General features: G+C 39.5%; 36 protein-coding genes. 22 read left to right on the top strand and 14 right to left on the bottom strand.

What is annotated here, in order from left to right; genetic code table 11:
- Window positions 1–5: 5 nt before the first annotated feature.
- Genes AC3KZC_RS12550 through AC3KZC_RS12605 form a run of 12 tightly spaced genes read right to left on the bottom strand, consistent with a single transcriptional unit; the run spans window position 6 to window position 9,992 of the window.
- Complete coding sequence (locus AC3KZC_RS12550) at window positions 6–452, bottom strand: hypothetical protein (protein ID WP_490578442.1); 447 nt, start codon at window positions 450–452, stop codon at window positions 6–8.
- A 10-nt stretch (window positions 453–462) separates the two neighbouring features.
- The gene (locus tag AC3KZC_RS12555) at window positions 463–1,401 is read right to left on the bottom strand and encodes a hypothetical protein (protein ID WP_490578441.1); all 939 of its coding nucleotides are present in this window, start codon (window positions 1,399–1,401) and stop codon (window positions 463–465) included.
- Window positions 1,401–1,886 (bottom strand): hypothetical protein, encoded by a 486-nt coding sequence (locus AC3KZC_RS12560; RefSeq protein WP_490578440.1) that lies wholly within the window; start codon window positions 1,884–1,886, stop codon window positions 1,401–1,403. Before AC3KZC_RS12560 ends, AC3KZC_RS12555 begins: the two co-directional genes overlap by 1 nt.
- Window positions 1,886–2,569 (bottom strand): hypothetical protein, encoded by a 684-nt coding sequence (locus AC3KZC_RS12565; RefSeq protein ID WP_490578439.1) that lies wholly within the window; start codon window positions 2,567–2,569, stop codon window positions 1,886–1,888. The genes AC3KZC_RS12560 and AC3KZC_RS12565 overlap by 1 nt, the downstream gene beginning before the upstream one ends.
- A gap of 21 nt (window positions 2,570–2,590) precedes the next feature.
- Window positions 2,591–2,944, bottom strand: coding sequence for a hypothetical protein (locus AC3KZC_RS12570; RefSeq protein WP_490578438.1), 354 nt, complete (start codon window positions 2,942–2,944; stop codon window positions 2,591–2,593).
- A 59-nt stretch (window positions 2,945–3,003) separates the two neighbouring features.
- Window positions 3,004–4,224, bottom strand: coding sequence for a hypothetical protein (locus AC3KZC_RS12575; RefSeq protein WP_490578437.1), 1,221 nt, complete (start codon window positions 4,222–4,224; stop codon window positions 3,004–3,006).
- Between the two features lie 40 nt (window positions 4,225–4,264).
- Window positions 4,265–4,654 carry a hypothetical protein gene (locus tag AC3KZC_RS12580; protein ID WP_490578436.1) on the bottom strand — a complete coding sequence of 130 codons (390 nt, stop codon included), beginning with the start codon at window positions 4,652–4,654 and terminating at the stop codon, window positions 4,265–4,267.
- A gap of 2 nt (window positions 4,655–4,656) precedes the next feature.
- A complete protein-coding gene (locus tag AC3KZC_RS12585) occupies window positions 4,657–5,817 on the bottom strand; it encodes a hypothetical protein (protein WP_490578435.1) in 1,161 nt (386 codons plus the stop codon).
- 58 nt (window positions 5,818–5,875) lie between these two features.
- The gene (locus tag AC3KZC_RS12590; protein WP_490578434.1) at window positions 5,876–7,327 is read right to left on the bottom strand and encodes a hypothetical protein; all 1,452 of its coding nucleotides are present in this window, start codon (window positions 7,325–7,327) and stop codon (window positions 5,876–5,878) included.
- Window positions 7,328–7,343: 16 nt separating this feature from the next.
- Window positions 7,344–9,125: a phage terminase large subunit family protein gene (locus tag AC3KZC_RS12595; protein WP_490578433.1), complete on the bottom strand. Its 1,782-nt coding sequence runs from the start codon at window positions 9,123–9,125 to the stop codon at window positions 7,344–7,346.
- Window positions 9,122–9,478 carry a hypothetical protein gene (locus tag AC3KZC_RS12600; RefSeq protein ID WP_490578432.1) on the bottom strand — a complete coding sequence of 119 codons (357 nt, stop codon included), beginning with the start codon at window positions 9,476–9,478 and terminating at the stop codon, window positions 9,122–9,124. Before AC3KZC_RS12600 ends, AC3KZC_RS12595 begins: the two co-directional genes overlap by 4 nt.
- The gene (locus AC3KZC_RS12605) at window positions 9,465–9,992 is read right to left on the bottom strand and encodes a hypothetical protein (RefSeq protein ID WP_490578431.1); all 528 of its coding nucleotides are present in this window, start codon (window positions 9,990–9,992) and stop codon (window positions 9,465–9,467) included. The genes AC3KZC_RS12600 and AC3KZC_RS12605 overlap by 14 nt, the downstream gene beginning before the upstream one ends.
- Before the next feature lie 92 nt (window positions 9,993–10,084).
- Here AC3KZC_RS12605 and AC3KZC_RS12610 point away from each other — a divergent pair, with 92 nt between their 5' ends.
- A complete protein-coding gene (locus tag AC3KZC_RS12610; RefSeq protein ID WP_490578430.1) occupies window positions 10,085–10,603 on the top strand; it encodes a hypothetical protein in 519 nt (172 codons plus the stop codon).
- Here AC3KZC_RS12610 and AC3KZC_RS12615 read toward each other — a convergent pair.
- The gene (locus AC3KZC_RS12615; protein ID WP_490578429.1) at window positions 10,600–11,262 is read right to left on the bottom strand and encodes a hypothetical protein; all 663 of its coding nucleotides are present in this window, start codon (window positions 11,260–11,262) and stop codon (window positions 10,600–10,602) included. The two genes, AC3KZC_RS12610 and AC3KZC_RS12615, sit on opposite strands and share 4 nt — an antisense overlap.
- A gap of 328 nt (window positions 11,263–11,590) precedes the next feature.
- Between AC3KZC_RS12615 and AC3KZC_RS12620 the strand changes: the two genes are divergently transcribed.
- The 7 genes from AC3KZC_RS12620 (at window position 11,591) to AC3KZC_RS12650 (ending at window position 16,313) form a co-directional block, all read left to right on the top strand.
- Entirely contained in the window at window positions 11,591–12,574 is a 984-nt protein-coding gene (locus AC3KZC_RS12620; RefSeq protein ID WP_490578428.1) for a hypothetical protein, read from the top strand.
- Between the two features lie 1,106 nt (window positions 12,575–13,680).
- On the top strand, window positions 13,681–14,145 hold the full coding sequence (locus AC3KZC_RS12625; RefSeq protein WP_490578427.1) for a hypothetical protein: 465 nt from the start codon (window positions 13,681–13,683) through the stop codon (window positions 14,143–14,145).
- A gap of 21 nt (window positions 14,146–14,166) precedes the next feature.
- Complete coding sequence (locus AC3KZC_RS12630; RefSeq protein ID WP_490578426.1) at window positions 14,167–14,433, top strand: hypothetical protein; 267 nt, start codon at window positions 14,167–14,169, stop codon at window positions 14,431–14,433.
- Window positions 14,434–14,477: 44 nt separating this feature from the next.
- Window positions 14,478–14,684, top strand: coding sequence for a hypothetical protein (locus AC3KZC_RS12635; protein ID WP_490578425.1), 207 nt, complete (start codon window positions 14,478–14,480; stop codon window positions 14,682–14,684).
- On the top strand, window positions 14,669–14,947 hold the full coding sequence (locus AC3KZC_RS12640) for a hypothetical protein (RefSeq protein WP_490578424.1): 279 nt from the start codon (window positions 14,669–14,671) through the stop codon (window positions 14,945–14,947). Before AC3KZC_RS12635 ends, AC3KZC_RS12640 begins: the two co-directional genes overlap by 16 nt.
- Before the next feature lie 128 nt (window positions 14,948–15,075).
- On the top strand, window positions 15,076–15,267 hold the full coding sequence (locus AC3KZC_RS12645) for a hypothetical protein (protein ID WP_490578423.1): 192 nt from the start codon (window positions 15,076–15,078) through the stop codon (window positions 15,265–15,267).
- A gap of 677 nt (window positions 15,268–15,944) precedes the next feature.
- Window positions 15,945–16,313 carry a hypothetical protein gene (locus AC3KZC_RS12650; protein WP_490578422.1) on the top strand — a complete coding sequence of 123 codons (369 nt, stop codon included), beginning with the start codon at window positions 15,945–15,947 and terminating at the stop codon, window positions 16,311–16,313.
- Here the strand turns inward: AC3KZC_RS12650 and AC3KZC_RS12655 are convergent.
- Entirely contained in the window at window positions 16,296–16,709 is a 414-nt protein-coding gene (locus tag AC3KZC_RS12655) for a hypothetical protein (protein ID WP_490578421.1), read from the bottom strand. The genes AC3KZC_RS12650 and AC3KZC_RS12655 overlap by 18 nt on opposite strands.
- A 361-nt stretch (window positions 16,710–17,070) precedes the next feature.
- On the opposite strand from AC3KZC_RS12655, the gene AC3KZC_RS12660 reads away from it, so the two are divergent.
- Genes AC3KZC_RS12660 through AC3KZC_RS12725 form a run of 14 tightly spaced genes read left to right on the top strand, consistent with a single transcriptional unit; the run spans window position 17,071 to window position 23,776 of the window.
- Window positions 17,071–17,289, top strand: a complete 219-nt coding sequence (locus tag AC3KZC_RS12660) for a hypothetical protein (protein WP_490578420.1) — start codon at window positions 17,071–17,073, stop codon at window positions 17,287–17,289.
- A gap of 21 nt (window positions 17,290–17,310) precedes the next feature.
- The gene (locus AC3KZC_RS12665; RefSeq protein WP_490578419.1) at window positions 17,311–17,757 is read left to right on the top strand and encodes a L5-gp82 domain-containing phage-derived protein; all 447 of its coding nucleotides are present in this window, start codon (window positions 17,311–17,313) and stop codon (window positions 17,755–17,757) included.
- Window positions 17,758–17,773: 16 nt separating this feature from the next.
- Entirely contained in the window at window positions 17,774–18,148 is a 375-nt protein-coding gene (locus tag AC3KZC_RS12670; protein ID WP_490578418.1) for an antirestriction protein, read from the top strand.
- 41 nt (window positions 18,149–18,189) lie between these two features.
- Complete coding sequence (locus AC3KZC_RS12675) at window positions 18,190–18,882, top strand: hypothetical protein (RefSeq protein WP_518525895.1); 693 nt, start codon at window positions 18,190–18,192, stop codon at window positions 18,880–18,882.
- Window positions 18,860–19,306: a hypothetical protein gene (locus AC3KZC_RS12680; protein WP_490578416.1), complete on the top strand. Its 447-nt coding sequence runs from the start codon at window positions 18,860–18,862 to the stop codon at window positions 19,304–19,306. The genes AC3KZC_RS12675 and AC3KZC_RS12680 overlap by 23 nt, the downstream gene beginning before the upstream one ends.
- A 3-nt stretch (window positions 19,307–19,309) precedes the next feature.
- Window positions 19,310–20,140: a phosphoadenosine phosphosulfate reductase gene (locus AC3KZC_RS12685; protein ID WP_490578415.1), complete on the top strand. Its 831-nt coding sequence runs from the start codon at window positions 19,310–19,312 to the stop codon at window positions 20,138–20,140.
- Window positions 20,137–20,787 carry an HU family DNA-binding protein gene (locus tag AC3KZC_RS12690; RefSeq protein WP_490578414.1) on the top strand — a complete coding sequence of 217 codons (651 nt, stop codon included), beginning with the start codon at window positions 20,137–20,139 and terminating at the stop codon, window positions 20,785–20,787. Before AC3KZC_RS12685 ends, AC3KZC_RS12690 begins: the two co-directional genes overlap by 4 nt.
- The gene (locus AC3KZC_RS12695) at window positions 20,787–21,131 is read left to right on the top strand and encodes a hypothetical protein (RefSeq protein ID WP_490578413.1); all 345 of its coding nucleotides are present in this window, start codon (window positions 20,787–20,789) and stop codon (window positions 21,129–21,131) included. The genes AC3KZC_RS12690 and AC3KZC_RS12695 overlap by 1 nt, the downstream gene beginning before the upstream one ends.
- The gene (locus AC3KZC_RS12700) at window positions 21,121–21,426 is read left to right on the top strand and encodes a hypothetical protein (RefSeq protein WP_490578412.1); all 306 of its coding nucleotides are present in this window, start codon (window positions 21,121–21,123) and stop codon (window positions 21,424–21,426) included. Before AC3KZC_RS12695 ends, AC3KZC_RS12700 begins: the two co-directional genes overlap by 11 nt.
- Window positions 21,423–22,100 carry a hypothetical protein gene (locus AC3KZC_RS12705; RefSeq protein ID WP_490578411.1) on the top strand — a complete coding sequence of 226 codons (678 nt, stop codon included), beginning with the start codon at window positions 21,423–21,425 and terminating at the stop codon, window positions 22,098–22,100. The genes AC3KZC_RS12700 and AC3KZC_RS12705 overlap by 4 nt, the downstream gene beginning before the upstream one ends.
- Window positions 22,101–22,391 (top strand): hypothetical protein, encoded by a 291-nt coding sequence (locus AC3KZC_RS12710; RefSeq protein WP_490578410.1) that lies wholly within the window; start codon window positions 22,101–22,103, stop codon window positions 22,389–22,391.
- Window positions 22,392–22,430: 39 nt separating this feature from the next.
- Window positions 22,431–23,324: a 3'-5' exonuclease gene (locus AC3KZC_RS12715; RefSeq protein ID WP_490578409.1), complete on the top strand. Its 894-nt coding sequence runs from the start codon at window positions 22,431–22,433 to the stop codon at window positions 23,322–23,324.
- Between the two features lie 3 nt (window positions 23,325–23,327).
- The gene (locus AC3KZC_RS12720; protein ID WP_490578408.1) at window positions 23,328–23,588 is read left to right on the top strand and encodes a hypothetical protein; all 261 of its coding nucleotides are present in this window, start codon (window positions 23,328–23,330) and stop codon (window positions 23,586–23,588) included.
- Window positions 23,585–23,776 carry a hypothetical protein gene (locus AC3KZC_RS12725; protein ID WP_490578407.1) on the top strand — a complete coding sequence of 64 codons (192 nt, stop codon included), beginning with the start codon at window positions 23,585–23,587 and terminating at the stop codon, window positions 23,774–23,776. The genes AC3KZC_RS12720 and AC3KZC_RS12725 overlap by 4 nt, the downstream gene beginning before the upstream one ends.
- The last annotated feature ends 17 nt before the right edge of the window (window positions 23,777–23,793 follow it).

The raw sequence follows: 23,793 nt of genomic DNA on the forward strand, positions 1-23,793 counted from the left end.
AAACACTAAAAATCTGGTTGCACCCCCATGTTAATCAATATCCCTTGGAAAGTCTTTGTTTCACCAGAAAACTTTGGTGGAACACGCCTTGGGCCAATACATAGCAAAGAACCAATTGTTTCACCTGTATTTGTATCTAGCAAGTTAAAAGCCTTGAGAGCCTTTGTTTTATCTACTAAAAAACTTAAGCTTTGAATCAAAGTCATATTGTTAGCATCATTTTCAGTTGCAACAACTAATTGAAACGAAGTCATGGACACAGGGTCATCGTTCTCAGTATAGCTAAAATCTTCTAGGCCTATAACATGACCTGGGGGCAAATCCACTTCATCCGTAACGGAGTCAAAATTGACCACCGTAAAAGTTTGACCAATTTCAGAACTTAACTCAACGGATAAATCCGATAACATTCTTAATATCGACGTGTGGGTGTGCTGTAGTAAATTCTTCATTCAATATTACCTAAATAATTTTAAGGAAGTCTTTTTCAAGCTTTTCTAAAAGTTCACCAAAAACAGGGTCAATTAACTCTCTACCTTCAGAGGCCATACCACGTAACATTGAATGTAGTGAGGTCGTGTTCCTTCCACCACTTGGATTTGTTAAGTTAAGAAATTTAGTGTGGTTAATTAAAAAGTGTAAAAATCCTTGGTCTTTTTCGATTATCTTAGCAAAAAAGGAGCCCTTAACATTAAAAGTGAAGACACCCTCTGCAATGGCTCTCTGAATAGAAATAACTCGCCCATCAGGCCGAACCATTTTGTTCTCGTTTTTAGACCTTAGATAACCCGCTGTAATATTACCGTTATATTTCTTAGCTTCAGAAACCATTTTTTCAGAAACAATATCTTGCCATTTAGCCTTAACGAAACCACCTCGTACACCCCTTTTCATAGGTTTACCATCAATTATTTGACCTCGGGATGTGTCCACACCAGATTTAACACCAAGGCGGGAACCAATTCCCCCAGAAGCACGATAAAGGGTTTCACCCGTTTTCTGTTTACTTAGATTTAACAGTTTAGAATATAAGGATTGATTAAATGGGTACTTCTCCCTACCTTTTAGCTTCCCCTTTTTGTAACGGCTATTGTGTGAGGGTGATAAACCGTAGGCTCCTTTAAAATATTCTGGCCCCTTAGCGTTGTAGAGCTTAATTTTTTTAATCTCATAATCTCGTTGCAGATCGGGGATATCATAGTTACCGACCCAATCGTTTTTAAAAGAAACGTCTTGGGAGTCTATTCGATTTACCGCCATCAAAAAGAAAGTCCCTAGGCTTTTAATCGCTAAAGCCTCAAACTTTCTCTCAAGCTCGGAAACATACGCTTGCGGAGAAGTTTCAACCGCCACATTTAGAATGTTACCAAAAGTAGAAAATATATTTCCTTTAATGGCCACTAAGCAACCTCTGCCACATACAGACCACTCAGTTTAGTAACTAATTTTACCCGCTGTTCATCAATAAAATCTTGGGTTGTTACCTCATTACCTAGGTAATAAACCTTTTGCCGGATAACAAACCCCGAGTCTTCAGCGTCCTTAACTAAATCTAAAACAGCGGGCATCTCTTCACTTAAGACAATTTTTCTATTGGTACTTTGCTTTGTCACCGGATGAATCTCGGTAACGCTTCGCTTAACAGCAACAGTACAATTTACTTTCAGGCCTAGAAAAATATCAAAATTAGTTATCTCATGATGTTCAGCAATAAGAAACTTAGCGACCCCATTTTCATAGAGATAGCTTCCAGCCTTTAGTTTATATTTCTTGGAGACGTGTATCAGACTCCGAACGGGTGCCAATAATCTAAGACTTTTAGCGGGTTTAGTTATGAGTACTGAAACAGATTTATTCTGACACTGTAGAATCGTCTTAGAGCGCATTAAACACCTGTTATAAGGTTGGTGGTAGCCACAAGACTTATTAATGGCTCAGAGTAAGTCTCATAGCCAAATAAGCCCCCTACAATCCTGTAGTACTCAGTGCTCAATTTGTTTCCTAGAAGTTCAAAGTTAATGTTAACCCTCTTCTCGCTATGATCGTCCACTTTTTCTTCTTGGAGTAATCTTAATTCTAGGGTTGGTAAAAGCTCTAAGGCCGCACGATAAAGAATTAATTTGTTTTCCAATTGAAGTCGGTTCTGGTCTTTAAAAAATACATCCCCAAACTCTTGAATTAAACTTTGGTAAGTTTCAAGTAAATTTATACTACTTAATTGAATCTCAGTATCTTGTGCACCAAGTAATCGTTGCACGTCTTCACCCGAGTACAATAAGGGTATGAACCGTGAAAACTCTACACGGTCATTAATTCTAAGAGGGTAATCTGTGAAGGTGAAAGTTATAAAGGCATTTCCCATCACACTGTTATCAGGCAAAGTAAAAATTGATGCCGGAATTAACACGTCTTCGTTGAAGGCCACAGTACCGTTGTTAATTATCTCACCCAATGGATTACGGACAACGTAATTAATATCCCCCGATTCAGGAGAAAATTCATCGTACGTATTCTGGAAAATAGGCCTAAGCTTAAAATCTTCACCCACGGTTATTTTATGAACGTTCATTGTGCTGTGGCCTTATCTACTTTAAGCTTTTTTACTTTTAGATTTTTCTTCTGGTTTTTCTTCAGTTGATAAATCTGTCTCTAACGCTTCAGTTTTTAAACCAAATTCTTCTAAAAACGTTTTAATCGCAATTTCTTGGCGCAATGAGTCCGAACCTTTACTTTCTTGTAGGGCAGCATAATAATGTTTTTTGAAATCATCATCCGTTGCTGTAGGTTTAATTTCCTGATCTGTTGCAAGCTTAATCTTACCTTGCATCATTGCTTGTTGAATAAAAGGTGTGCTTGTAACTAACGTTGGGCGAAATGCCTCAACTACTTGATTATTTGGGTCTAATAAAAAGACGGCCATCGTTGTCACCACTAATTTTTTCATAATAAGACCTATTTTATATTGCTCTGAAATAGGGGGTTCGAACCCCCCATAGATTAAACTTACTGAGTACAGTCAAGAATGTAACGAGTATCACCGTAAATCAGACGATAACCATGGTTAATGGTCTTAACGTAAGTGATTGTTTGGTTACGGATAGCTTGCTCAGATTCGTTAATTTGAGACCCCGCTTCATTTAGCTCTTCAAGAGTATCGAACTTGGTGTAAACCAAAAGCTTACCCATAGGCATCGTGCTTGATAACTCAAACTTAGCACCTTGAAGTACATCTAGTGTTAGCTGGATTTTCGGAGTACCAAACATCTGAAGATGCTCGGCTTCGGACTTATTAACAGCCGTAGGTGTAAACATGAATAGTAGTTCACAGTACATATCCAGATTACCAACAACCGTATCAACACGAACACCATCACGCGCACAGCGAATTAAAAATTTAACAAAGGCTTTGTAGTTGTGTTGCAATGTCTTTGTGCCACTGAAATCACCACCAAAAGAACCTAATGTTATGGCTTTAGCCGGAGAATGAACCGCATCACCGTTAATCAACATGCTCGTTGCAACCCGAACTTTATCGATTTCTTTTTGACGCTCGACTCGACGAGCATAAGGAAGAAGGTAATCTAAGGTTACACGACGGCTAAATTCATAGGTTGTACGAATAGCCGAACCGAATTTGAAGAATTTTACAGAATGTTCCGTGTCCGTTAAGGTTTGAACTGGAATGTTTGCCATTTCAGCAATCACACTTTGATGGCGCTCTTCTTCTTTATCAGACAGAATTGCTCGGGTAATTAGCTGAGTGCCATTAACCGTGCGGCTTTGAGCAACTAAACCTGCAGTTGTCTCAAATTCATCTTGCTTTGATGTCCACTGAAGCATGTCATCGACTACTTCAGGGAAAAACGCTTTAGAACCAGGTTTATACTGGAATGTGTCGTTGGCTGCTTGTAATAAAACACCCGATTTAAAATCATTTTTGAATGGGATGTTAAGATGTTTCAAAGAGGCATCATAACCATTCATAAATTTACCTTCACCTAATGAAAAGGCGTTGGTTAATTTACCGTTAATTTCCACCGTTGAGTTTGGCACGTCAACTGCTAGGGTTAGATAATCACGAAGACTTAGACCATAGTCTTTTGCTTCGCGGCATAAACGCTCACCGGCTAATTGTGATACTGAAGGTTCTTTAGCATCAATACCTGACAGTACTAGCTCTAAAGGCTTTCTTTTTAAATCTGTAAGACGTGCTGTTGCACTCATAATCGTCAATCCTATTAAATTTTAATTTGCTACTTTTTAATTATAGAAAAGTAACTTGAACTGTTTTATTGGCTGTATCAATACCTTCGACCATACAGCGTCCAAAGGAGGCTGAGGCTTTGACCTTACCAGCACCAGCGCCAACAACCCATTCACCAATTTTTGGTGCAACACCGTCATACTCAAATCGAGTATAAAGTAATGGTGCTACTGCACCTACGTTATAACCTTCTTGTGAACGGTTTTCAAAAGATTCAAGCGCACCTAATATTTGTGCACCATCAGCGGCCAAACCAATTGTTAAGTTTTGTGAGGCATCCAGAGAAACGGGCATACCAACATTAACAAAGCCAGTAATTGAAGCGTTGGTGTAATATGTGGCATTACCATCTTCTACACGAATACCTTGATGTGTCGTAAGTTGAAACATTTTTATTTCCTTTCAGGTGTTACAAAGTGCTGGTTCTGGTTCTGGTTTAACTGTGATAGTTCAATCTCAGTGTCATCCGAACCACGGGTTTGCTGGCCACGAGGAATTGCGGCTAGTTTGATTTGTGCAACATCAATTGCTGTAACCATTTCTTCAGCCGTAGGCTGATCTTTAATTTCAGCGCCCGAGGCCGCACAAGCTAATTTGTATTGCTCAGTAAGAACGCCCAACAACTTGTTTGTCTTTTCTTTTTCAGCAGTAAGACTTAATTCAAGTTCAGGTACTTTGGAGTCCAAATTAGCCAACTTCAACTGCTCATTTTCGGTTTTTAGCGTCTGGATTTTTTCTTCGAAACCCGTAATTTTTTGATCTGAGAGTTCAAGTTTTGTTTTTAAATGTTCTACATTGCTTTCTAAGCGACCTTTGTCAGCCGACAACTGAATTAGCTGTTCTTGGGACATATCGTTTTCCTTTTGTTTTACTGGCAAAGTTGCCGAGGTGAATAAATATAAAGCTTCAGGTTGAGCTCCTGAAGCAGATAAGCGCGTGTATTCTGTCGCACCAATACGTTGTTTTGTTGAACCTAGAATTTTGGCCTTGCTTGAGGCACCCCGATTAACGAGTGAAAGCTCATTCCACTTTTCTAATTCGGTAACTCGTAAGTGAACACCTTCTTCGCCAATAATGTGGCCGTTCTCACATTCACCCCAATACATTGCTTCAGGGTTTTCGATAAAATCAAAACCACATTCACTACAAAAAGCATGTTTAGGTAGGGCTCCAATGGAAACTTCGTCAATAATGGCTAACTCGATTTGCTCAACATACGGGGAACTTTCTTGAAGGTAAAAAAGGGAATTTAATTCGTAATGCCCCTCTTCTGCAGAAAACACCTCAGCATCAAAAACTTTGCCTACTGGTAAGACATTGTTGTTGTGCATAATTTGAAGTGTTACTTGTGAATCAGGTAATTTACTCGCCATTTGGCGAAGGAAGTTTTCTGTTAGACGTGCGCCATGATAGCTAGACCTTTTCTGATCCACTGGGCGCGTACTTGCGGATACTGCTTCAAATACGGCAATTTTAGACTCGTCTATATCGTCACCCGCAGCCCTAATGAGCTTTTCACGGATACGCTCGGTGATACTTATGCGTTTAGCCATCATCAATCCTAAATTTTATGTTCAAATGCTAGGGTATATCAGTTAATAAATCTAGCTTTTATTTATTTTGATTCGAACTTGCGCTCTTATCGTCTTTGCTGGTTATACTTCTACCAACGGGATCACTGTTGGGGCTAATTTTAGTTGAATCCACTTCCATATTTTGAGGGTTCATAAAATTAGTTCCAGATAATTCAGGTGATAATTCGGGACGTAATCTACCATACATCTTCAGATGATATTCATCGTCGGTTATTAACCCCCAACTAAGATCTTGTCTTAATCTAGCGGATTTCATGGACAATTGCGCTTCCATTTCAAGTTCAGAACGCAAGTCAACTTCAGGGTAAATCACTTCTACTGAGCTTTGAGACCCTTGAAATCTTATAGCTTGAGTTAAGATATCACTCATTAACTCGGCAATGGGTTTGTTTATTGACCCCGCCATTTTACCGAAAAGTTGCGCCTCTACAGTACCTGTGTTTACACCGGACTCCCCTCGACCTAAAACCGTGGCCATAGTTTTTAAGCCCGCTTGATTCTGGGCGTTTAGTGTTTCAATAACTTCCTTAATATCAATCCCTATACCAGGATTTTTCTCGTTAAGAATACCCATTTTTACACTATTGTAATGTACTAAAGGTTGGTCTGCTCTCATTGCTTGCAGTTGGCCAACAATTTCATTTCTTCTTGCTCGAAGGTATTTTCTAAACTCTTGCGGGTCGGACTTCACCAATGGTGGCGCGTTTTCCGCTATTACATCTTCAAGAACCTCAGCGGTCATCCTTGGATAACCCGTTATTTGCATGATACGGTACAAATCATTTATAACTTGCTGCCTTGCGGCCATAGTGTTAATACCCGCCAAGAACAAGCTGTGGCCATAGGTTTCCATGGGGGACTTTCGATACCATCCAATGAACAACGTTGGAATATCTAACTTCTTATCTTCACCACCTTGGGTTTGCCAAGGGATAATAAAACCCGGCTCTTTTTCCTGAAATTTAAACATTGCTATGTCGGGTGTTACTATTCTATCAAGCACCAATTGTTCATTGTAAATTGCTTCTGCAGCAATACCACCACGGCACAAAAGCATATATCTTAGGTCTTCCGCTATAGACCTTAGAGACCTTTTTTGGCTAAATCCTGTGGTGTAATCTAATCGCTTGGTCAAGATGGATAAAATATTATTTACCAGCTTTACTCCCTCTCTATCTATCTGGCCATCAATATCCTTAACTAAGATAATGGGGGCAATATCCGAGGTAGTTAAGTAAGAGTTTAAGGCCGCAGAGGCATCAGGGTCGGACTTCACCAAGGATAGAATAATCTCCCGACTATTCTTGGAAGTTCTGGAATCAAAGATGTCCTCTAAATGTTCTTTGAAATTTGGTAATGGTAGAACCTCAGCCTTTTGGTCGGGATTAAAAGTGTTGGTTCGGGATTGACCTTTTTTGGGTGACTTTGGTAGCACCACAATTTGAGCGAGAGTTTGTAACAGATCCATTTTAAAATTTTACCTTCTAGTATCGGGTTATAATATTTTTAGAGTCTTGGCTTTTTACACTGTAACCAATAAGATCTTGGCAAGAGTTAAAATTCTGAAACTCTTCGCTAAGTAGACCTTCAAAAGGGTTATCCGCAACCGATTGATGACCAAGCTTTGCCTGAGATATACCGTGGTAAATCATACCTGAAACCATATAAGCTAGGGCATGAAAGTAGTGGTCCGTATTGTTTAATTTTACCCATACCGCTTGACCTTCATCACTCTCTTCCCTAACCATATCCATCAAGTGCGTTATTACCACCGATTTTTCGGAACCATAACCTTTCAAACGCCAACCAGCGTTTCTAATACCATTAGCAACATGGTCTATCATCATGGTTCGGTTTACAACAACCGCTGTTGTCCGGCCAAACGAGTCTTTTTCTTCAACAAGCTCTTTACCCGCTTTGTAGTCAACTGGAATTATCTTACCTCCGGTTAAGTCCCGAACCGCATTACTTGTTGGTGTGTACGGAAACTTATCCATACCACCACCAACAATATTGTATTGCTCGCTTAAACGGGTAACTACCGAAAAAATAGAATCAACGTGGCAGGTTATAAATAAAATAACCTCAACCTCGGCAATACTTGGGCCGGTGCCAATTACAATGTTACAGGTTTGGCCCACATCAATACCCATATAACAAGGTGTCGAAGCGCTCGGTAATTGTATTGTTTCACCCAACATCACATTCTCTATTTGCGGTTGACTTAAACGTTTGTTTCCCGCACTCGCGGTTTCACCTAATACCGTATTTTGCCAACCAGCTAAATTATCGCGTGACTTGTATTTGAACAACTCAGTTAAAATATACTTTGGGCTTAAAGTATGCGTAGAAAAAGGCCTAACGTAATAACCTCGACTGTGAGTTCTTTGTGGATGTTTCGCTACCCATTGACGATTATCATAATCTTTTAAATTTAGTGGTCTGTGACACTTACTGCATTTTAAAACGATAGTTTCTAATTGGATTTTTCCGTCATCAACCATTCTTTCTTCAAGTTCATCAAGGTTATTAACCATATCGAGACAGCCGCCCTTGATGTAAATGAAATCCTTGTTGAATAGCGGTATTTGCCAATGGTTGCAACATCGACATTTAATCATGTATTCATGCTGATCACTGGATGAAAACATTTTATGTATGCCCATCCCCTCCCACTTTGGAGTAGAGAAACTTTGTCTGATCCTTAAATCCGAACCTTGAAGACGAGAGCTAAATAGGGCTAGCATCTTTGGACACGTTAAATCAACTTCATCGTGAAATAAGAAATCCGCATCAATTGAAGTTGCATCCCCTTCAGTTGAACCCGTTACATACATGAAGTTGGATCCAATAGGTATCAAATCCATTGACAGCCTGTTTTTTCCGTTAACAACGTCCCTAAAAGCTTTATCGTATTCGACTATAGGCAAAATACGAGTCTTAGAAATACGCTTAAACATCTTATCGTTAGGCATGGTATAGATAAGATTTCTATTCTCAAAACGCTTCATGATAGTAAGCGATTTACGTATTTGTATCTCAGTTAAGCCCACCTGTGAGGGCTTTATGCAGCTTAAGTTTTCGTGCATATCATTCGCTATTTGCTCTTGGAAAGGATAGCGAGAAAAGTTGAAAGGTTTTTTATTTAAACTGGTATTGGTACAAATCCATTCACCGTTAGTCATGGTTAAACTGTCACGGTTGAACCTATCGGCCACATCACCATAAAAGCTGTTTAAACATTTATTATTCGACAAAGGGGTCATTGCTTCCCCTTTGTTCTCTGCTCCAATTTTAGCGCAAGGTCATGAACAGCGGCACTATTCGATTTCATTTCGCCAAGAAGTTGGTTTTCAAATTTAACTCTGTCTTCTTTGCGCTCTTTGATTAAATCATGAAGCATCTGAAATTTTACTTCAAAGTTTAATGTCGCAGCCGTAAGTGTGTCGTTGAGTTCTTTTTTAGAGACATAATCTTGAGGCATAGTCCCCGCAAGCTCGTATTGTCGGTCGTCAACTTTCCAGATCCAAGTTACCAAAGCCGTCAAAGCAATACCAAAAAGAGGCATGAAGATACTGACGCTTAGATTTAGCCATTTTTCATTATTATTTGCGGGCATTTAATCTGTTCCCATGAGCACGTAAAATTTCTCGGAACTGCCCCGTATCCTTATTCCAAAAAATAAGTGAATTATCATATTTTACTTTGAAATTAATACTGAGTAAGTTAGGGCAACCAGCATGAAGCCAAGTAATGTTCTGGCCCTCTTCAATAAAACTAATATCTGGGAATTGTTCTGGGTAAGCTTCGATATAATCTCGAACTTGTTGGGCGGTATAATTTTTAAAAACAGCATCTATGGCACGACCAAAAGAATGGTCACTCCATTCACGGTAATAAGGTTCGTGGGGACACCTTAAACCACTGTATTGTCTCTTACCGCCAAAAGACCAATTGTTTATGGTTGTTGTTCCGAACTGCTTTCGTAATAAATCAGCGGTGGAAAGAATTCTTGAGTCAATATAGCGTAAGGCTTTATCCCCAAGCTTTTCATAGGTTCTTCGGCTTACAAACTCTTGAGCGATAAAATGCTCTGGTGAATAGGCTAACCTCGTTCTTTGAAACTCTGTCATTTCGTCAATCCTAAATTTTTATCGCTTTTAAGTTAAGCTAAAGCAAGTATAAACTTAACAACCCTAAAATTTAAAGTTAATTGGATTGACGTATGCAGCCTAGATTACCTAGTTTTACACCTAAAGCCGTGGAAGCACTTGCCGCCCTAGGAGATATTTTATTAGCAAACCCTGAAGCACTAAATTCAGATAAGTGTAATTATAGTCCTCAGTTAAGAATGGCCATCAGCTCAATGTTACTCGCTGGTGCCTCTTTGAATAGCGAACAAGAAAAAGAGGCTCGAACTCTAAGCCAAGAAAAGGATAACTTCGACGTCTTTGAGGATGAAAATCTTGCTATCGACATCGAAAGTGAATCCCGAACCCTATACCGCAATATGAAAAAAACCATGGTTTCTATTGATAAAATGGAAACTGGTGAAAAAGTACAAATGTTCCGAGTAGCAACATCACTACTTGAGAAGTTACTTAGCCTCGAAGAAAAATCCGTTGGCGTGGCTCATTTTAAAGATTTCAAACAATACATCATCAACAGTATGGAACGATACCTTACACCCGTTCAAAAAACTGAGTTTCTAGATGATATGAAGTCAATCCTAGATAAAGACTAACGCCCCAAATGGCGCAATAAGGCTTGCGTCATTACCATGTTTCTTGAAGTACCCATCCTAAGAGAAAGCTGAGTTAATATGTTGTCAATCTTTGGGGGTAATGACATCTTCACATTTATTTTATCCTTGTTATCCCGAGCATTGAAGTAAAAACCTTCGACACTAATAATCTCATTATCACCAAGACAATAATCCTTATGCTCAAGGATAATATCTACCATCAAATCAACATCAAAAGGCCTAGATATTCCCTTTAGTTCTGTGTGCAACAGCAATTCTTTAGATAAAAGAAAGCGTGGTGTTGGTGTATATTCAGGCTCTAAAAAATCATTTAATCCCTTTGACCATCTTGGTTCCAAACATAGTAATCCATCAGCACTTAACTTATTGGCCATTAAATTAACCAAGTACGTTGAAACTGATTGGCCACGTTCACCGGCTTTTTGACGGTAACTCTTGGCTTGGTTAACGCTCATATACAGGTTTTTTTTAACGGCTTTAACCTTCAGCAAATCACTTAAATCTACTTCAGGGCAAGAATTACAATCAGACAGAAGCTCTCGGATTCTCTCTGATACATAACGTGTTCCTTGTGTCTGGGTTATAACTGCCATTATTTCGACGGGGATAATCAGGCTTATTTCTTGGGTTGGGTTCATTTGATAACTCTTGCCGTGGCTCTGCTTCTGGTTCTGGGGTCGAGCATAACAGGACTAGAATTTTTTTTCTAATTTTTAAAATTTTTTCTCCGGTAGTTCTGGGGTGGCCACCACTCCAGGGCAAAAAAGACTAGCAAAAAATATAGGGGGGCTATATACTTGTTCCATCGGTCGAGAGAAAGAAGACCGAAACCACGATCATGGCCAAACTACGCCCGTGATCCGTGGTGGGTGTCAATTTTTTGACACTCGAAAGTTGTGGGGTATGAACCCCACTAATTAAACTAAAAAATGTGGGGTGTGAACCCCACTAAAAAGGATTGACAAAATGGCTACTCAAAACACCGCTTTACCGTTCAACGCTTCAAAATTATCTAAAGTTATGATTGAGGGTTTTAAAAACTCTCGTAAAGGCGCGATACAAACAGCGTTAAGTGTTGCCGCATCTACGCTTGTCAAAGGCGCAGATTTAACAACGCTTGAACTTGCTCAATTGTCTGGTTGGACAATTGAAAAAACACCTAATAGAAATTTAGTTTGGAAAGGCGACAAGCCACCATCAAAGGCACAAGAACAAGCGATCAAAGATGAGCGAACAATGGGTGAGCGTGTGAAAAATTGGCGTCCTGATACGGTTCTAATAGCTAAAGCGGCACAAGAAATGCCCGACGTTTTGAAGGATTTAATTAAATCACTTTATGACTTTGAAGAACCTGAAATTTTCGCAATAGAAGCGGAAAAAGTCCTTGCTTCTTTACCTCTTTTTACAGGGTCTATAATTGAGTCAAAAAATGACTTGATAGGCTTGTGGTCTCAATTCGTGCCCGCTGTAGAAGCAGAAGCAGAAGCAGAAGCAGAAGCTAAACCTAAAGCTAAAGCTAAAGCTAAAGCTAAAGCTAAAGCTAAAGCTAAAGCTAAAGCAGAAGACGAAGCAGAAGCAGAAGACGAAGCAGAAGCAGAAGACGAAGCAGAAGCAGAAGCAGAAGCTAAAACATCCAACGATCCTTATTTAACGTCTAAAACGGGGGCTTTAGCTATCGCTGAGGCGGGGATCTCTTTGCTATTAGGTGAGATGCCTTTTCTTGCTGCGGCTTTTTCAGAAGCTCAAAACATGGAAACAAAAACAGAAGCTGTAAACGCTGTAGCGTCAGCAATGGCAGAACATATAAGAAAAATTGAGGCTGAAAAGCTAGCTTTAGAGCTAAAGCTATCTGAGGCTTTAAAATCCACGACTAGACCAAAAAAAGAGCCAAAAAAAGAGCCTGAAAATCAAGCTCTAAAAAAAGCTTTTGAAGCTGCGGGTTTAGTGTAAAGGCTAAAAAATACGAATAACAACCCTACCCTCTGGTAGGGTTTTTTGCGTTCCTTCACACCCAAGCACAAGCCCAAGCACAAGCCTAAGCGTGGGGTACGAACCCCCCTCAGTAGAAAGACTTACTCACTAATAAATATTAATTGCCACAACCTGAACTTGGTTCTGGCTGACGTCTTCGGTGTGGATTAAGGGCCTTAGCTGTCCATATTCATTGCGTGAAGCCTTTAATTTGGATTTGGATTCAAAATATGAAAATAATTTTAGATTTACCTTTAGACCAAAACCACATCTTGGACAGGATAATTAATTGGGGTGAGGACGTTATACCTGTCCACATACAAAACATGGACGTGTCCCAAAAAGGTGGTTATTTCAGAAAAACAATAAAAAGATATAACCAAGGCACTTTTTATAACCAATAAGTTAAAAAATGAACGTTTATTAATCAAAAATGGCCTAAAAAAGGAAATGAGACAGGTTAAAGGTCTATAATGTCATTATACCTATGTCCTGACCCAAACTTTTTACCTACCTTTTGACGTTGAATTTTAATCACCTCCTAGAATCGATTTTAAGCCTCTTTTAACCTTAATTATTCTAGTTGTTCGTCTAAATGGTTAAATCACGCCTTAGCGCTGGTTTAAGGCCTAATATTTGATTTTAACCTTCAATCTTAACCCTATTATTGCCCACGTCCAAAACGTGGCCGATATTTCGTAACTATTTCACAATATGGGCGTGGTTCATGATTAACCCCATGATTATGTTCATATTATTAATCAAGGCGTGGCCTTTATTCTGAGTTTTGTAGTCGCTAGGACGTGAAAGTGGGCGTGGGCAAAATATGTGCCAGAAGTTTAGCCTTAGGCCAAAAAATTTGGCCACGTAATTGCCCACGCCCACTTTCACAGCCTATATCTCGGACAGGCTCTAGTCATGTTCTAAATAATCGATGAAATCCAGAGCAACAACTTGAATAAGCGATTGATTCAGATTGTCGCCTAAATTCAAGGTTCAAATCCTAGTTTATGATGTTGGCGTTGGGTTTTAATTCAAATTCAAACCAGTGGTGGGGTTCAGACCCCACCTTAAGGAAAATAAATATGATTCACTTTCCAAATCAATTCAGCCAAGACCAGTTCAAGCGCTGGCATAAAAAAGCGTTAGCGGGCCAGAAGCAAATCGAGAACCTACAGGGTGAAATTGATTACTTCCTCGGTTTGCCCAAGGGCTGGATAAAAGATAAGGACTTACGCGCTCAGTACAACGAAAAAAAAGTGCAACTTGAGTCTGTCGAGTGGGCAAAAAGTTGGCTCCACTACATCAACAATTGGTTAATCAGTGATGGTGTTGTTGTCTTAAATGGTGCGGGATATAGCGTGGACAATGGGTTCACCAGTGAATTCATATTCTGTTACTACAACCGACCTTTTGATGATTATGGGCGTCCGTTATCGGATGCTGAGATTTTCTCAGGTGTTTGTGAGAGAGAGGAACCTTTTAGATACAACGGTGGTTTGATAAACCACGGAACGACTGAATCACCACGCTGGTCAGTTCACACTTAACCGTACCCAATGGAGGTAATTATGTTTTCTGTTGATATTAGTTTGATAAGTGTGGGCGGGAAACCATTTACCGTCCACAGTACAACTGAGTTCGAAGCCATTTGCTTGATGCTGGCTGTTTACCGAAGCCTAGCTAAGAAAGTATCGTTATCTGATATTTCGGTTCAGGTTCACAAAAACAAGTCTTTAATTGCTTTGGTAAACAATGGTGTCTACCACCGATTTACCCGTCAGGGTGTCATTTATTCTAATTTACTACGTCCTTTATCCTTGGCTAAAGCGGGCTAGCGCCCTAATATATTCCCGAACTAGTTAAAATTTGGATTGACGATATGCTTGTATTAACATCTTTAGAGGTTGATTTACCACAACCAAACCGTGAGTTTTTAGCTTACAACCCTAACAGCACCGCACGAAACAAAAGCCGTATAATTAATTTTGGGCCACGCTTTACACCTGAGCAAATCCGTTATCAGTTGGAAGACGAAGGGTTTACTTTATGGACTTATATCGAGGTCGACCCATGCTGCCTCAATTAAAACCTTTAGTAACAGAGCACCAGTGGCAAAAAATTACTTGGGCCGAGCTTTGTCGAGCTTTCCCTTCTGATTTTTGCCCTCAAACGGATGCTCTGGCCTTTCACTTAAAAAAAGTTCTATTAGATGTTCCTGTCGAGGGAAAACCCCAAGAGTACTTGGAAGCTGTAATGGACGCTCTGCATCGTGAGGCTGAACGTTTGGAAAGAAGTAAGTTATTGGTTAAAGCTTTGCGTTTTGATGTTAGAACATGGCCCCAATTGTAACCAAAATGATTACTGAAGGTTAATACAAGCTAAAAGGCCTATATATTTAGCTGTAGGTTATATTTTCTACTTTTTTAACCTCTCTAAAACAGTTAAATTTAAGACTTATTATTTAAAAGGACACAATAATGATTATAATCTCAAGTTCTACGACTCCGGTAGATAGCCCAGCCCCTAAACGTGGTGGTGGTGTTATTATTCCCCCAGATAAAAAACCTGAAACCAACACCCTCGCAGCAGACACTGTAACTTTTTCAAGTGCTGCAAAAGAGTTACAGCGTGGTGGCGGGGTTATTATCCCACCAGATAAAAAACCTTAATCGAACTTTTTTTTGGGGGGGGGACTGCTCCCCCCCGCTATTAACTACAACTGGATTTATGATGGATTACTTAACTCTTATGATATTTAAGATTTTGGATGCTTACACGTTGTATTTTGTTGATGTCGACGGAGGTAAAGCCTTTCAGGTCGGCCGTCTAGTTTCAATGCTACAAACAACGCTCTATATCGTGGCCACAATATTCTTGGTCTCAAATATCAGAAACGTCGGATACAGCCTACCTATTGCAGCAAGTATTTTAACTGGTACGTACATAATTACCGAATTTGCCTTTGTTGCTTTTTATACGGATATCAGCCAACAAATGTTTTTTGATTCGGGCTCAGTGTTCGTGTACGGATGGGTTTTGTTCGATGTTTTCACTGTAATGACAACGCTGGTTTTACATCTAGTGTTATCGGTGAATATTCATCCCAACACAAAAAGAATTCTGGCCTTAGTTCTTGTAAACAGTGTTAGTTATGGCCTTTTACAGATGTACGTCAACCGTTACGACTTTTGGATATCTTGTGATGTTTGTGAGGGTGGAGTTAGACCCTCTTTTTGGATGCCCATTTATTCCGCTTGGAACTGGATCAGTGCCCTATTAGTTTTGCATTACATGTTGTTTTTCAAACATACGTATCGGTATCTAAATTTGTTTAAAAAGGGGTGATATGTTAGCTATATTTCTCATATTTCTTTTTATTTGTTCCGCTTTATTACTGTTCTTCTTTGATGATATTTACAAACAAGTAGCACGTTCACCAGCGGATAAAATTAGTATTCAGATAATGCAGCTACGCTCAGAATTGGCCTCTAAAAGTATTGAACAGCGTATTGAGGATATGAAGCTAATAACTCTGCTTGAATCCCAATATGCCTTATGTGTGAAAACACATACAACTAAAATAACAACTGTAGAGATTAAACACGAACCAAGTAACGTTGATTTTGTTTTTGTTAAGAAGGAATTTAAAGAGCCTGAATCGGAATCAAATCAGGCTAAGACAAAAAAACCTATCAAATTAACCTGCGTTAAGTAAATACTCAGGTTCAGATATTTTCGGTTGAATTTCATCACAAATGAGCTTCGCTACCAAGTTAATATTCTGATACTCAACTTTGATAAGTCCTAATTCAAAGGCTTTAAACAGGGCAACCTCAAGTTCCGCTTGTGGCATAGTGGTTTTATTTGTTTCCATGGCTTTCAAAAGAAAATCCAATGAAACTTTAAAGTGGTCGGAAGCTGTTAGAGCCATATCGATCACCCGTTTAACGTTACCTTTTGAACTTATGGTGTTCGTTGTTCCCGCTGGAAAATTATAGATTTCATCAAGCGAATTAGAGTATTTGATATTGTGTAATTGTTTCAAACGTAAAAGTACGGAATCAACCCAATTTTTACGTTCTACTTCGGACATAGATTCAAGATATAACATAAAAACCTTTACCATAATTTAAGAATTTAGGTCGGCTCTACCGACATTGTAGGACATTGTAGGACATTGTAGGACACAAGACCACTAAAAGGACTAAAAAAACTATCAAAAAGAAAGTATTCGACCGTAAAGGTATTCTTTTTATATTTTTATTCGTATTTACTGGACAATAAAATATAATTTTTATATATTCCGTCCCGTTGGTTAGCTACACGCAACCACTGTCGTTTTAACAGACAGACAGACAACTATTTGGATTGACGGTATGAGTCCCCCCCACCACACAGGGGGGGAAACATCATGTTGGTGGGGGTATACCAGCCCTCTATACCCCCACCTATTTTACTATAACGAGAAAGCTATGAAAGTTATCTGCCTCAGCACAAATGTAGAGTGGCATTTCAGCCACAACGACCCCTTTATGGCCTTGGCCTACGCCTTAGCCGAAAAAACCAATCGAATGACACTGTTTGCGCTACAACCAAGTAAATTGGTTGAAGAAGTGAAACTCAATGCACGTTCTGGTAAATGGGGATTCCACCTAGGTTCCTTAAGCTGCCCGAAAATCTCTTTAATCTAATATCACCCTCCGAGGTGGCCCATGCACGTTTTATCCAACAGTTTATTAGAAACAGGTTTTTTTGAGAGTAAGGTGGGGAACGTTACCCGAAAGGCATACCAAGGCCAAGCTGTTAAAGTTTACCGAAACCTAAACAAACCTGAATTTTACTCAATACAAGCATGTGATGGCCCAGACAAAAACAAAGTCATTGGTTATGCAAAATGTATTGTCCTCAAAGATGTATTTTTTAAAGTTAGTGAAGCAAGCCGCCAACGTGTAATTCGTGAAGGCCGTAAAAATGTTCACGGCTTTTGTTTTGGCAGCCTGATAGATGCCTCAAATATAATTGTTCCAAGCCCTAAAGGCCTTGAAGCAACTTATAACCCTTATGCTTTCGGCTATTTCTTTAATCGTGAGACTAAAGAACCAGTTGAAAAAAACTATATCGTTGGCGTACTACAAGGCGCTAACGTTTACTTAAACTAAAACTAGGATTGATGATATGAAAAAGACTTTAGGCCCATTATTGGCTATTAACCCGTTAGAAGAAATTCGGTTCTTTATTCAAGCGGATAAAATCAGCCCAGATTACAAATCGGGTACTTGGGAAGATAATGTTGTAAGCGAAAGTATCGTTTACACACGCCTCGATACGGAAGAGAAATTTAAAGTTAGCAATGGGTATGAGAGTTTTGAAGTGTCAGCCGATGCTTTCAGTATAATTGTGAATTTGTTCTACTGGTCAGATTTAACGTTCCGAAGTTCAGGTGAAATCCAACGCCTGGCATCAAACCGTTTCCATGCCCTTCGGGCTTACGTTTTTGGTGACGACACCCTTCATTCCGAACACCAAGCTATCTACGCTATTACGGATTAGTGAGCCGAGTAAATGGTGTGGTTCTGTTCGACGGCCCGAGTATGTTAGATGGTCAACCTATTATCGTTGTGGCCACGTTTGATTCACTTAACCAAAAAACAGGTAATGTGATCCAAACATGGATACTTCGAAAGGATGTTTCACCTAACGTGGCTGTAAAAACAGGCCAAGACGTAAGCATTTGCGGTAAATGCCCTCACAGACATTTTTCCGGTGGTGGATGCTACGTCCTACCATTTCAAGCGCCACTGAATATCTGGCGGCAATATCATGAAAACAAATATCCTAAGATGTCCCCTCAGTATATTGGGCGTTTCTTTGGACGTTTGATTAGGCTCGGTTCCTACGGTGATCCTGCTGCTGTTCCCTACCACGTTTGGCTTGGTGTCGTTAGTTTGTGCCATGGCCATACGGGTTTTACTCACCAAATTGAGCATGAATGTTTTGACTCCAACATTCTTAAGTTTTGCCAAGTTTCGATTGAAACCGAGTCTCAACTTGAGAAATACAGCCACCTTGCAACTTTCAGAGTTAAAACAGCCGACCAGCCTATTTTGGCTAACGAAGTTGTTTGTTCTTTTGAAAAAGGTTTTCGCTGTGAGCAATGCAACTTATGCGACGGAAAGAGTAACAACCACATTGTAATTAACTTTCATGGCCAAAAAGAAAAGCGGTTCGTCCGTAAATTTGGGCCAAAAGGAGTATCTGAAGATGCCAGAAAAGAAATATCGTGAAATAGAAACCTTAACCGTTTCCATCGAAATTGATGGGACGGGTAGGGCTTTCCAAAAAGACCCCATATACCAATGTATAACGGTTTTAGAATCGGCTTTAGAACAATTTAAAAAACACACGTTTTATGACGGATCAGCTTGGGAATCATTTGGATTATTTGATTCAGAAGGTCAAAAAGCAGGGGATTTCTATCTTAATATGGAGGCGGTTGAATGGCCAACCGTGGAGGAAGCCGTTGAAAGTTTCAAAGAACATATTGAATCTGAGGGTTTAGAACTTGGGAGCGGTGATGTTCTGCATTGTTTGGATGCGGCCAAAAAAGTAGATGTTATTGCCGTCAATGAAGCATTTAACACCTACGTTGATTTTAAGATTCGAGATGGTGATTTCCCTTCAGAAGGTTATAGCTGGGATTGGGAGTAAGTCATGGCCACAATTGAAGACTTAATTGAGCAAAACAACACTCTAGTAATGAATTGTGGCTTAGGTACTAATTCAATTGCTCTTCTTGTTTTATTTAAACAAAGGGGTTGGCGTCCTGACATCATTCTATTTGCCGATGTTGGTAATGAAATGCCCCACACTTACGCCTACATTCCAATTTTGAATAAATGGCTAAAGTCCGTGGGTTTTCCCGAGCTTAGTATCTGCCGTAAGCGTTTTGCTGATGGCAGTACTAGCACGTTGTATGACTATTGCATAGAAAAGGCCACTTTACCAAGCCTTGCCTACGGTAATCACACTTGTAGCGCCAAGTGGAAAATAGCGGCTATGGATGTGTTTTATAATAATCATCCAATAACAAAAGGTACATGGGGAAAATTTCGACGCTGTATTGATATTAAGAATAAAGTAACCAAGGTAATCGGTTTTGATTCTGATGAAGATGAACGTACTTGTCGATTTGCCCTACCAAAGAAAATCAATCCTGCTATTGAGCGTGAGAAGTGCAAATTTGATGTCTCTTTTCCGCTTCAAGAGTGGGGCTTAAACCGTGAAGATTGCACCAATCTTATTCTGGCTGAAGGATTACCAGACCCCAAGAAAAGTGCCTGTTTCTTTTGCCCATCGACTCAAGTTTGTGAAATTTTAGACCTTGAGCAAAGCGAGCCTGAACTTTACAAAAAAGCGATCACTATGGAAGAAGTTGCTCGCTCAAATCCAGCAAACAATAAGCGCGTAAGAGGACTAAGGTTCGGAAAACCTTGGGATGAAATCGTCGCGGAAAACAAAATAATTTTTAAGGACGTATCATGAAATACAACCGTTTAGAAAAGCCAAAAACTGGAAATTTTGGCGACATAACCGTTGCTAAAAAAGATATTGCGAAAGCCATAAAATTTAAAAAGATAACGATAATCGAGTCCATTAATCTAACAACGATATTTTTTGAAACTTTAGGGGAAGAATTGGTTAAGGGTAATAAAATCAACGTCACAAACCTAGCAACCTTCTATCCAAAATTTAAGACCTCAAGAGTTGGTCGTAACCCAAAAACGGGTGAAGAAAAGGAAATCACCAGTCGTTGGAGACCTTCTGCCGTATGGTCTGGAAACTGTTTTGACCTTGGGTGTCCAAAACGACAAACACCCGCATCGAAGTTTCTAACTCTCTGGTTAGCGCGAGTAAAAGAGACGAAACTCAGTAAAAAAGACTTAACGATTTTTTTCTCAGCCATTATAGCGGAAATCAAAAATTGCCTAGTTAATGGTAAACGGATTGAAATTAGGGGTTTTGGCACAATCAAATTCACGTCAAGACCAGCCAGAATAGCGCGTAATCCAAAAACAGGTGAATCTGTTGAAGTCACTGAAACCAGTTATAGACCGCACTTTAAGCCAAGCAAAGCGCTTATTGATGCCATGACACAATCACTCACTTTAGACCAACGTAAGGCAGCATAATGAAAACTTTAGCAGATTTTAAACGTGCATTGGTTCTGGGTTCAACGTGGCAAACAACTTACGTGGGTGTTGGCCCTCGTTGTGGTCAAGTTAACATTAGAAAAGTGCAGTTAGTACAAAAAAACGGTGTTCAATTTGAGCCCCTGCCGGAATCTAAATCGGGTTCATGGCTTTATTTTACCAAGGCTAAAGATTATGACTTTAAAGACGGTAAGGTTATAGCTAAATTTGCAGACGGCACACCATTTGCGATTTATGAACCCCTAGTTTTAGAATTGAACCCCGCCATGGTTCCTGTTGTTGATTATACCTGTTGCGAAGTGGAGATTGACCATGGCAATTAACATAAAAGTTGGAACGGGCTTGAGTTGTGGATGCTGTGGTACTTGGTTTGAAACTTGGGAAGGTTATGTTGACCAAGACCAAGACCGAGGTTTTGGTATTTGCCAACGTTGCCAAGGTAGCATTGAAGAAAGCCATAAAGAGGAAATGTTGAGACATTTAGCTAAATTCCGAGAGTGTTTAAATGCTAAAAATCAAGCCGTCTTTGACCACATGAATGAAGAACAACGTTGCGCCATGCTCTACGCTGCCATAGATGAAGGTGTGGTAAAACTTAGTTATAGGGGTTCGAAATGAGTAACTACCAAGCAGTGTTAGAAAAAGCAATGTATTGTTCACAATCAAAACCAAAAGATGAACTATTCACAACGGTATTATCGATTATTCAGGATTTACCCGACGAAAACGCTTCACCTGACTTGGTGAAGGGATTGGCAGAACTTTATAACTTTTTCAAGCCTAAAATTACAACCAAGACACTAACTAACTTTCAGTGGTGTAGTACCTCGATGGCAAAAAAAGATATTCGCTATTATCTCAATTATGTCTATGTTTCCGAAGATAAAATAATAGCCAGTGATGGGCATCGTATGCACGTAGCGGATAACGATGAAGGTTTAGAAGACGGTTATTATAACGCTGAGAAAATAAAAATTGACGTTGATCGCCGCTATCCCGATTGGAAAAGAATTCTGAATAAGGGTCTGTACTCTTTAGATGTTAAAACCTTCAAGGATTGTTTAGCTAAGTCGGAGATCCGAATTTTTAACGGAAGTCAAAAGGGTTACATCGTAACCCTACCAACAGGAGTTAAAAATACTACGGTAGAGTTGGCACTTAAATGTAAAGATGTCACACAATTACTTTCAGGATTTGAATCTGAGGGTAAGGTTTACTTTACGGATAATTTGAACGGTGTCTATTTTGAGAACCTTGGCCGTTCGGCCATTATGATGACAATGAGGTTTTAGATGTTAGCTTTCAAAGATTTAAAGGACACATTCACGCTTCATTACAAAGAATGGATGCCTTTTGTTGATGGGGAACCTTGCGAAATATTTATGCGTAAACGTGCCGCTGAGTATGTCATTAAGCGTATGAATAACAGGCCTTTACCATCCTTTGCTTTCCGAATTATTGTGGATTTAAAACTCATAACTGGGACTCGAATTAATAAAAAAGGCTCGAAATTACTTCACGAAGTTTATGTTTCCCCTCTAGAGATTCAGAGTCAGGATATTAATGGCTCAGAAAATAACTGAAGCCTTAATTAAAATTGCTTAAATAAAATAGGATTGACAATGTTAGCTATAAACAACCTTCTCTTGGCCGAGATTCAGGCCGAACCACATAATTTTAGGGCTTTAAGACGTGTTCCTTTTACTTCAAGGACTGAATTACCAAACTACCCTATTTTGGTCAACACACCCGTTGGTGATGAAATAAGCCTGATCATGCTTGATACTGAAACCACGGGCTTAGATTGGAAGGAAAATGAAGTAATTGAACTTGGTTTAGTTAAATTTACTTATAGCCCAAGCCAAGGTCACATCACCCAAATAATCGGTTGTGCCAGTTGGTTTGAAGAACCAAAAGGCGAAATTACACCTGAAATAACCGAAATCACAGGTATAACTTTAGAGCAAGTTAGGGGTTTCAAATTTGACGACAACTTAATTTCTCAAATATTGGGTGATGTTGCTTTTGTCATTGCTCACAACGCCCAATTTGATCGCGCATTTTTTGACAAACGATTTCCACAATTAAGTAATTTGAATTGGGCATGTTCCATCAAAGATATAGCTTGGTCTAATTATGGATTGAAGGGTAATCGCTTAGAAATGCTGTTGGTTCAGGCGGGTTATTTTTACGATGCACACCGAGCTGATACGGATTGTTTAGCCACGGTTCGTTTATTTATGGATTACCCTCAAAGCTTGAATGAGTTGCTAAAAAATGCCGCTAACACAACGTATCACATACGTTGCTACACAGCGCCTTTCCACGTTAAAGATCAGTTAAAAGAACGTGGCTACCGTTGGGACACAACCGAGAAAGCCACTTCTCATTGGCACAATTTTGTGGCCTCGGAAAACTATCAAGACGAAATAGAATGGCTAAGTAAGCTTTGTCCTAATCAAGTTAAAAACTTTGTTTCATCAACGATAACCTCCAAAGAACGATACAAGGTTTAAATTATGGCCACAGAGATTAAAGTAGAATTCTACAAATTAAGATTAAATGACGAAGAGTTACAGATAGTGGACACCTTTGTTCAAGGCTTAAAAAGTCGATTCCACACCATTACGTTTCATAAGCTGTCTAATGGCGAAGTGGAGGTTTATACGTATCGTGAAGGAGTAAATCGCTTTAGCTATGACACCTTTAAAAAGTTCAAGAATAAGGACTTTTTATTGGGTGTTCTACAGGGTACAAACACGCCAGAGGATTTAATATGAATATATGGTTTCCTCGAAGCAGCTTACCACCCAAACGACGATTATTGATTGCTTATTGCCCTGATTGGTCTGAAGAAGGTTATCAGATATGCATGTATGACCATGGTAAATTTAGATATCACGGTCAATCAAATGATGGGTTTGATAACCACGTAAAAAAATGGTCGCTGTTTTTAGAGGCCGAATAGAACTAAAACTTGGTGGG

The organism is Pseudoalteromonas sp. J2K-J031 (assembly GCF_058197095.2).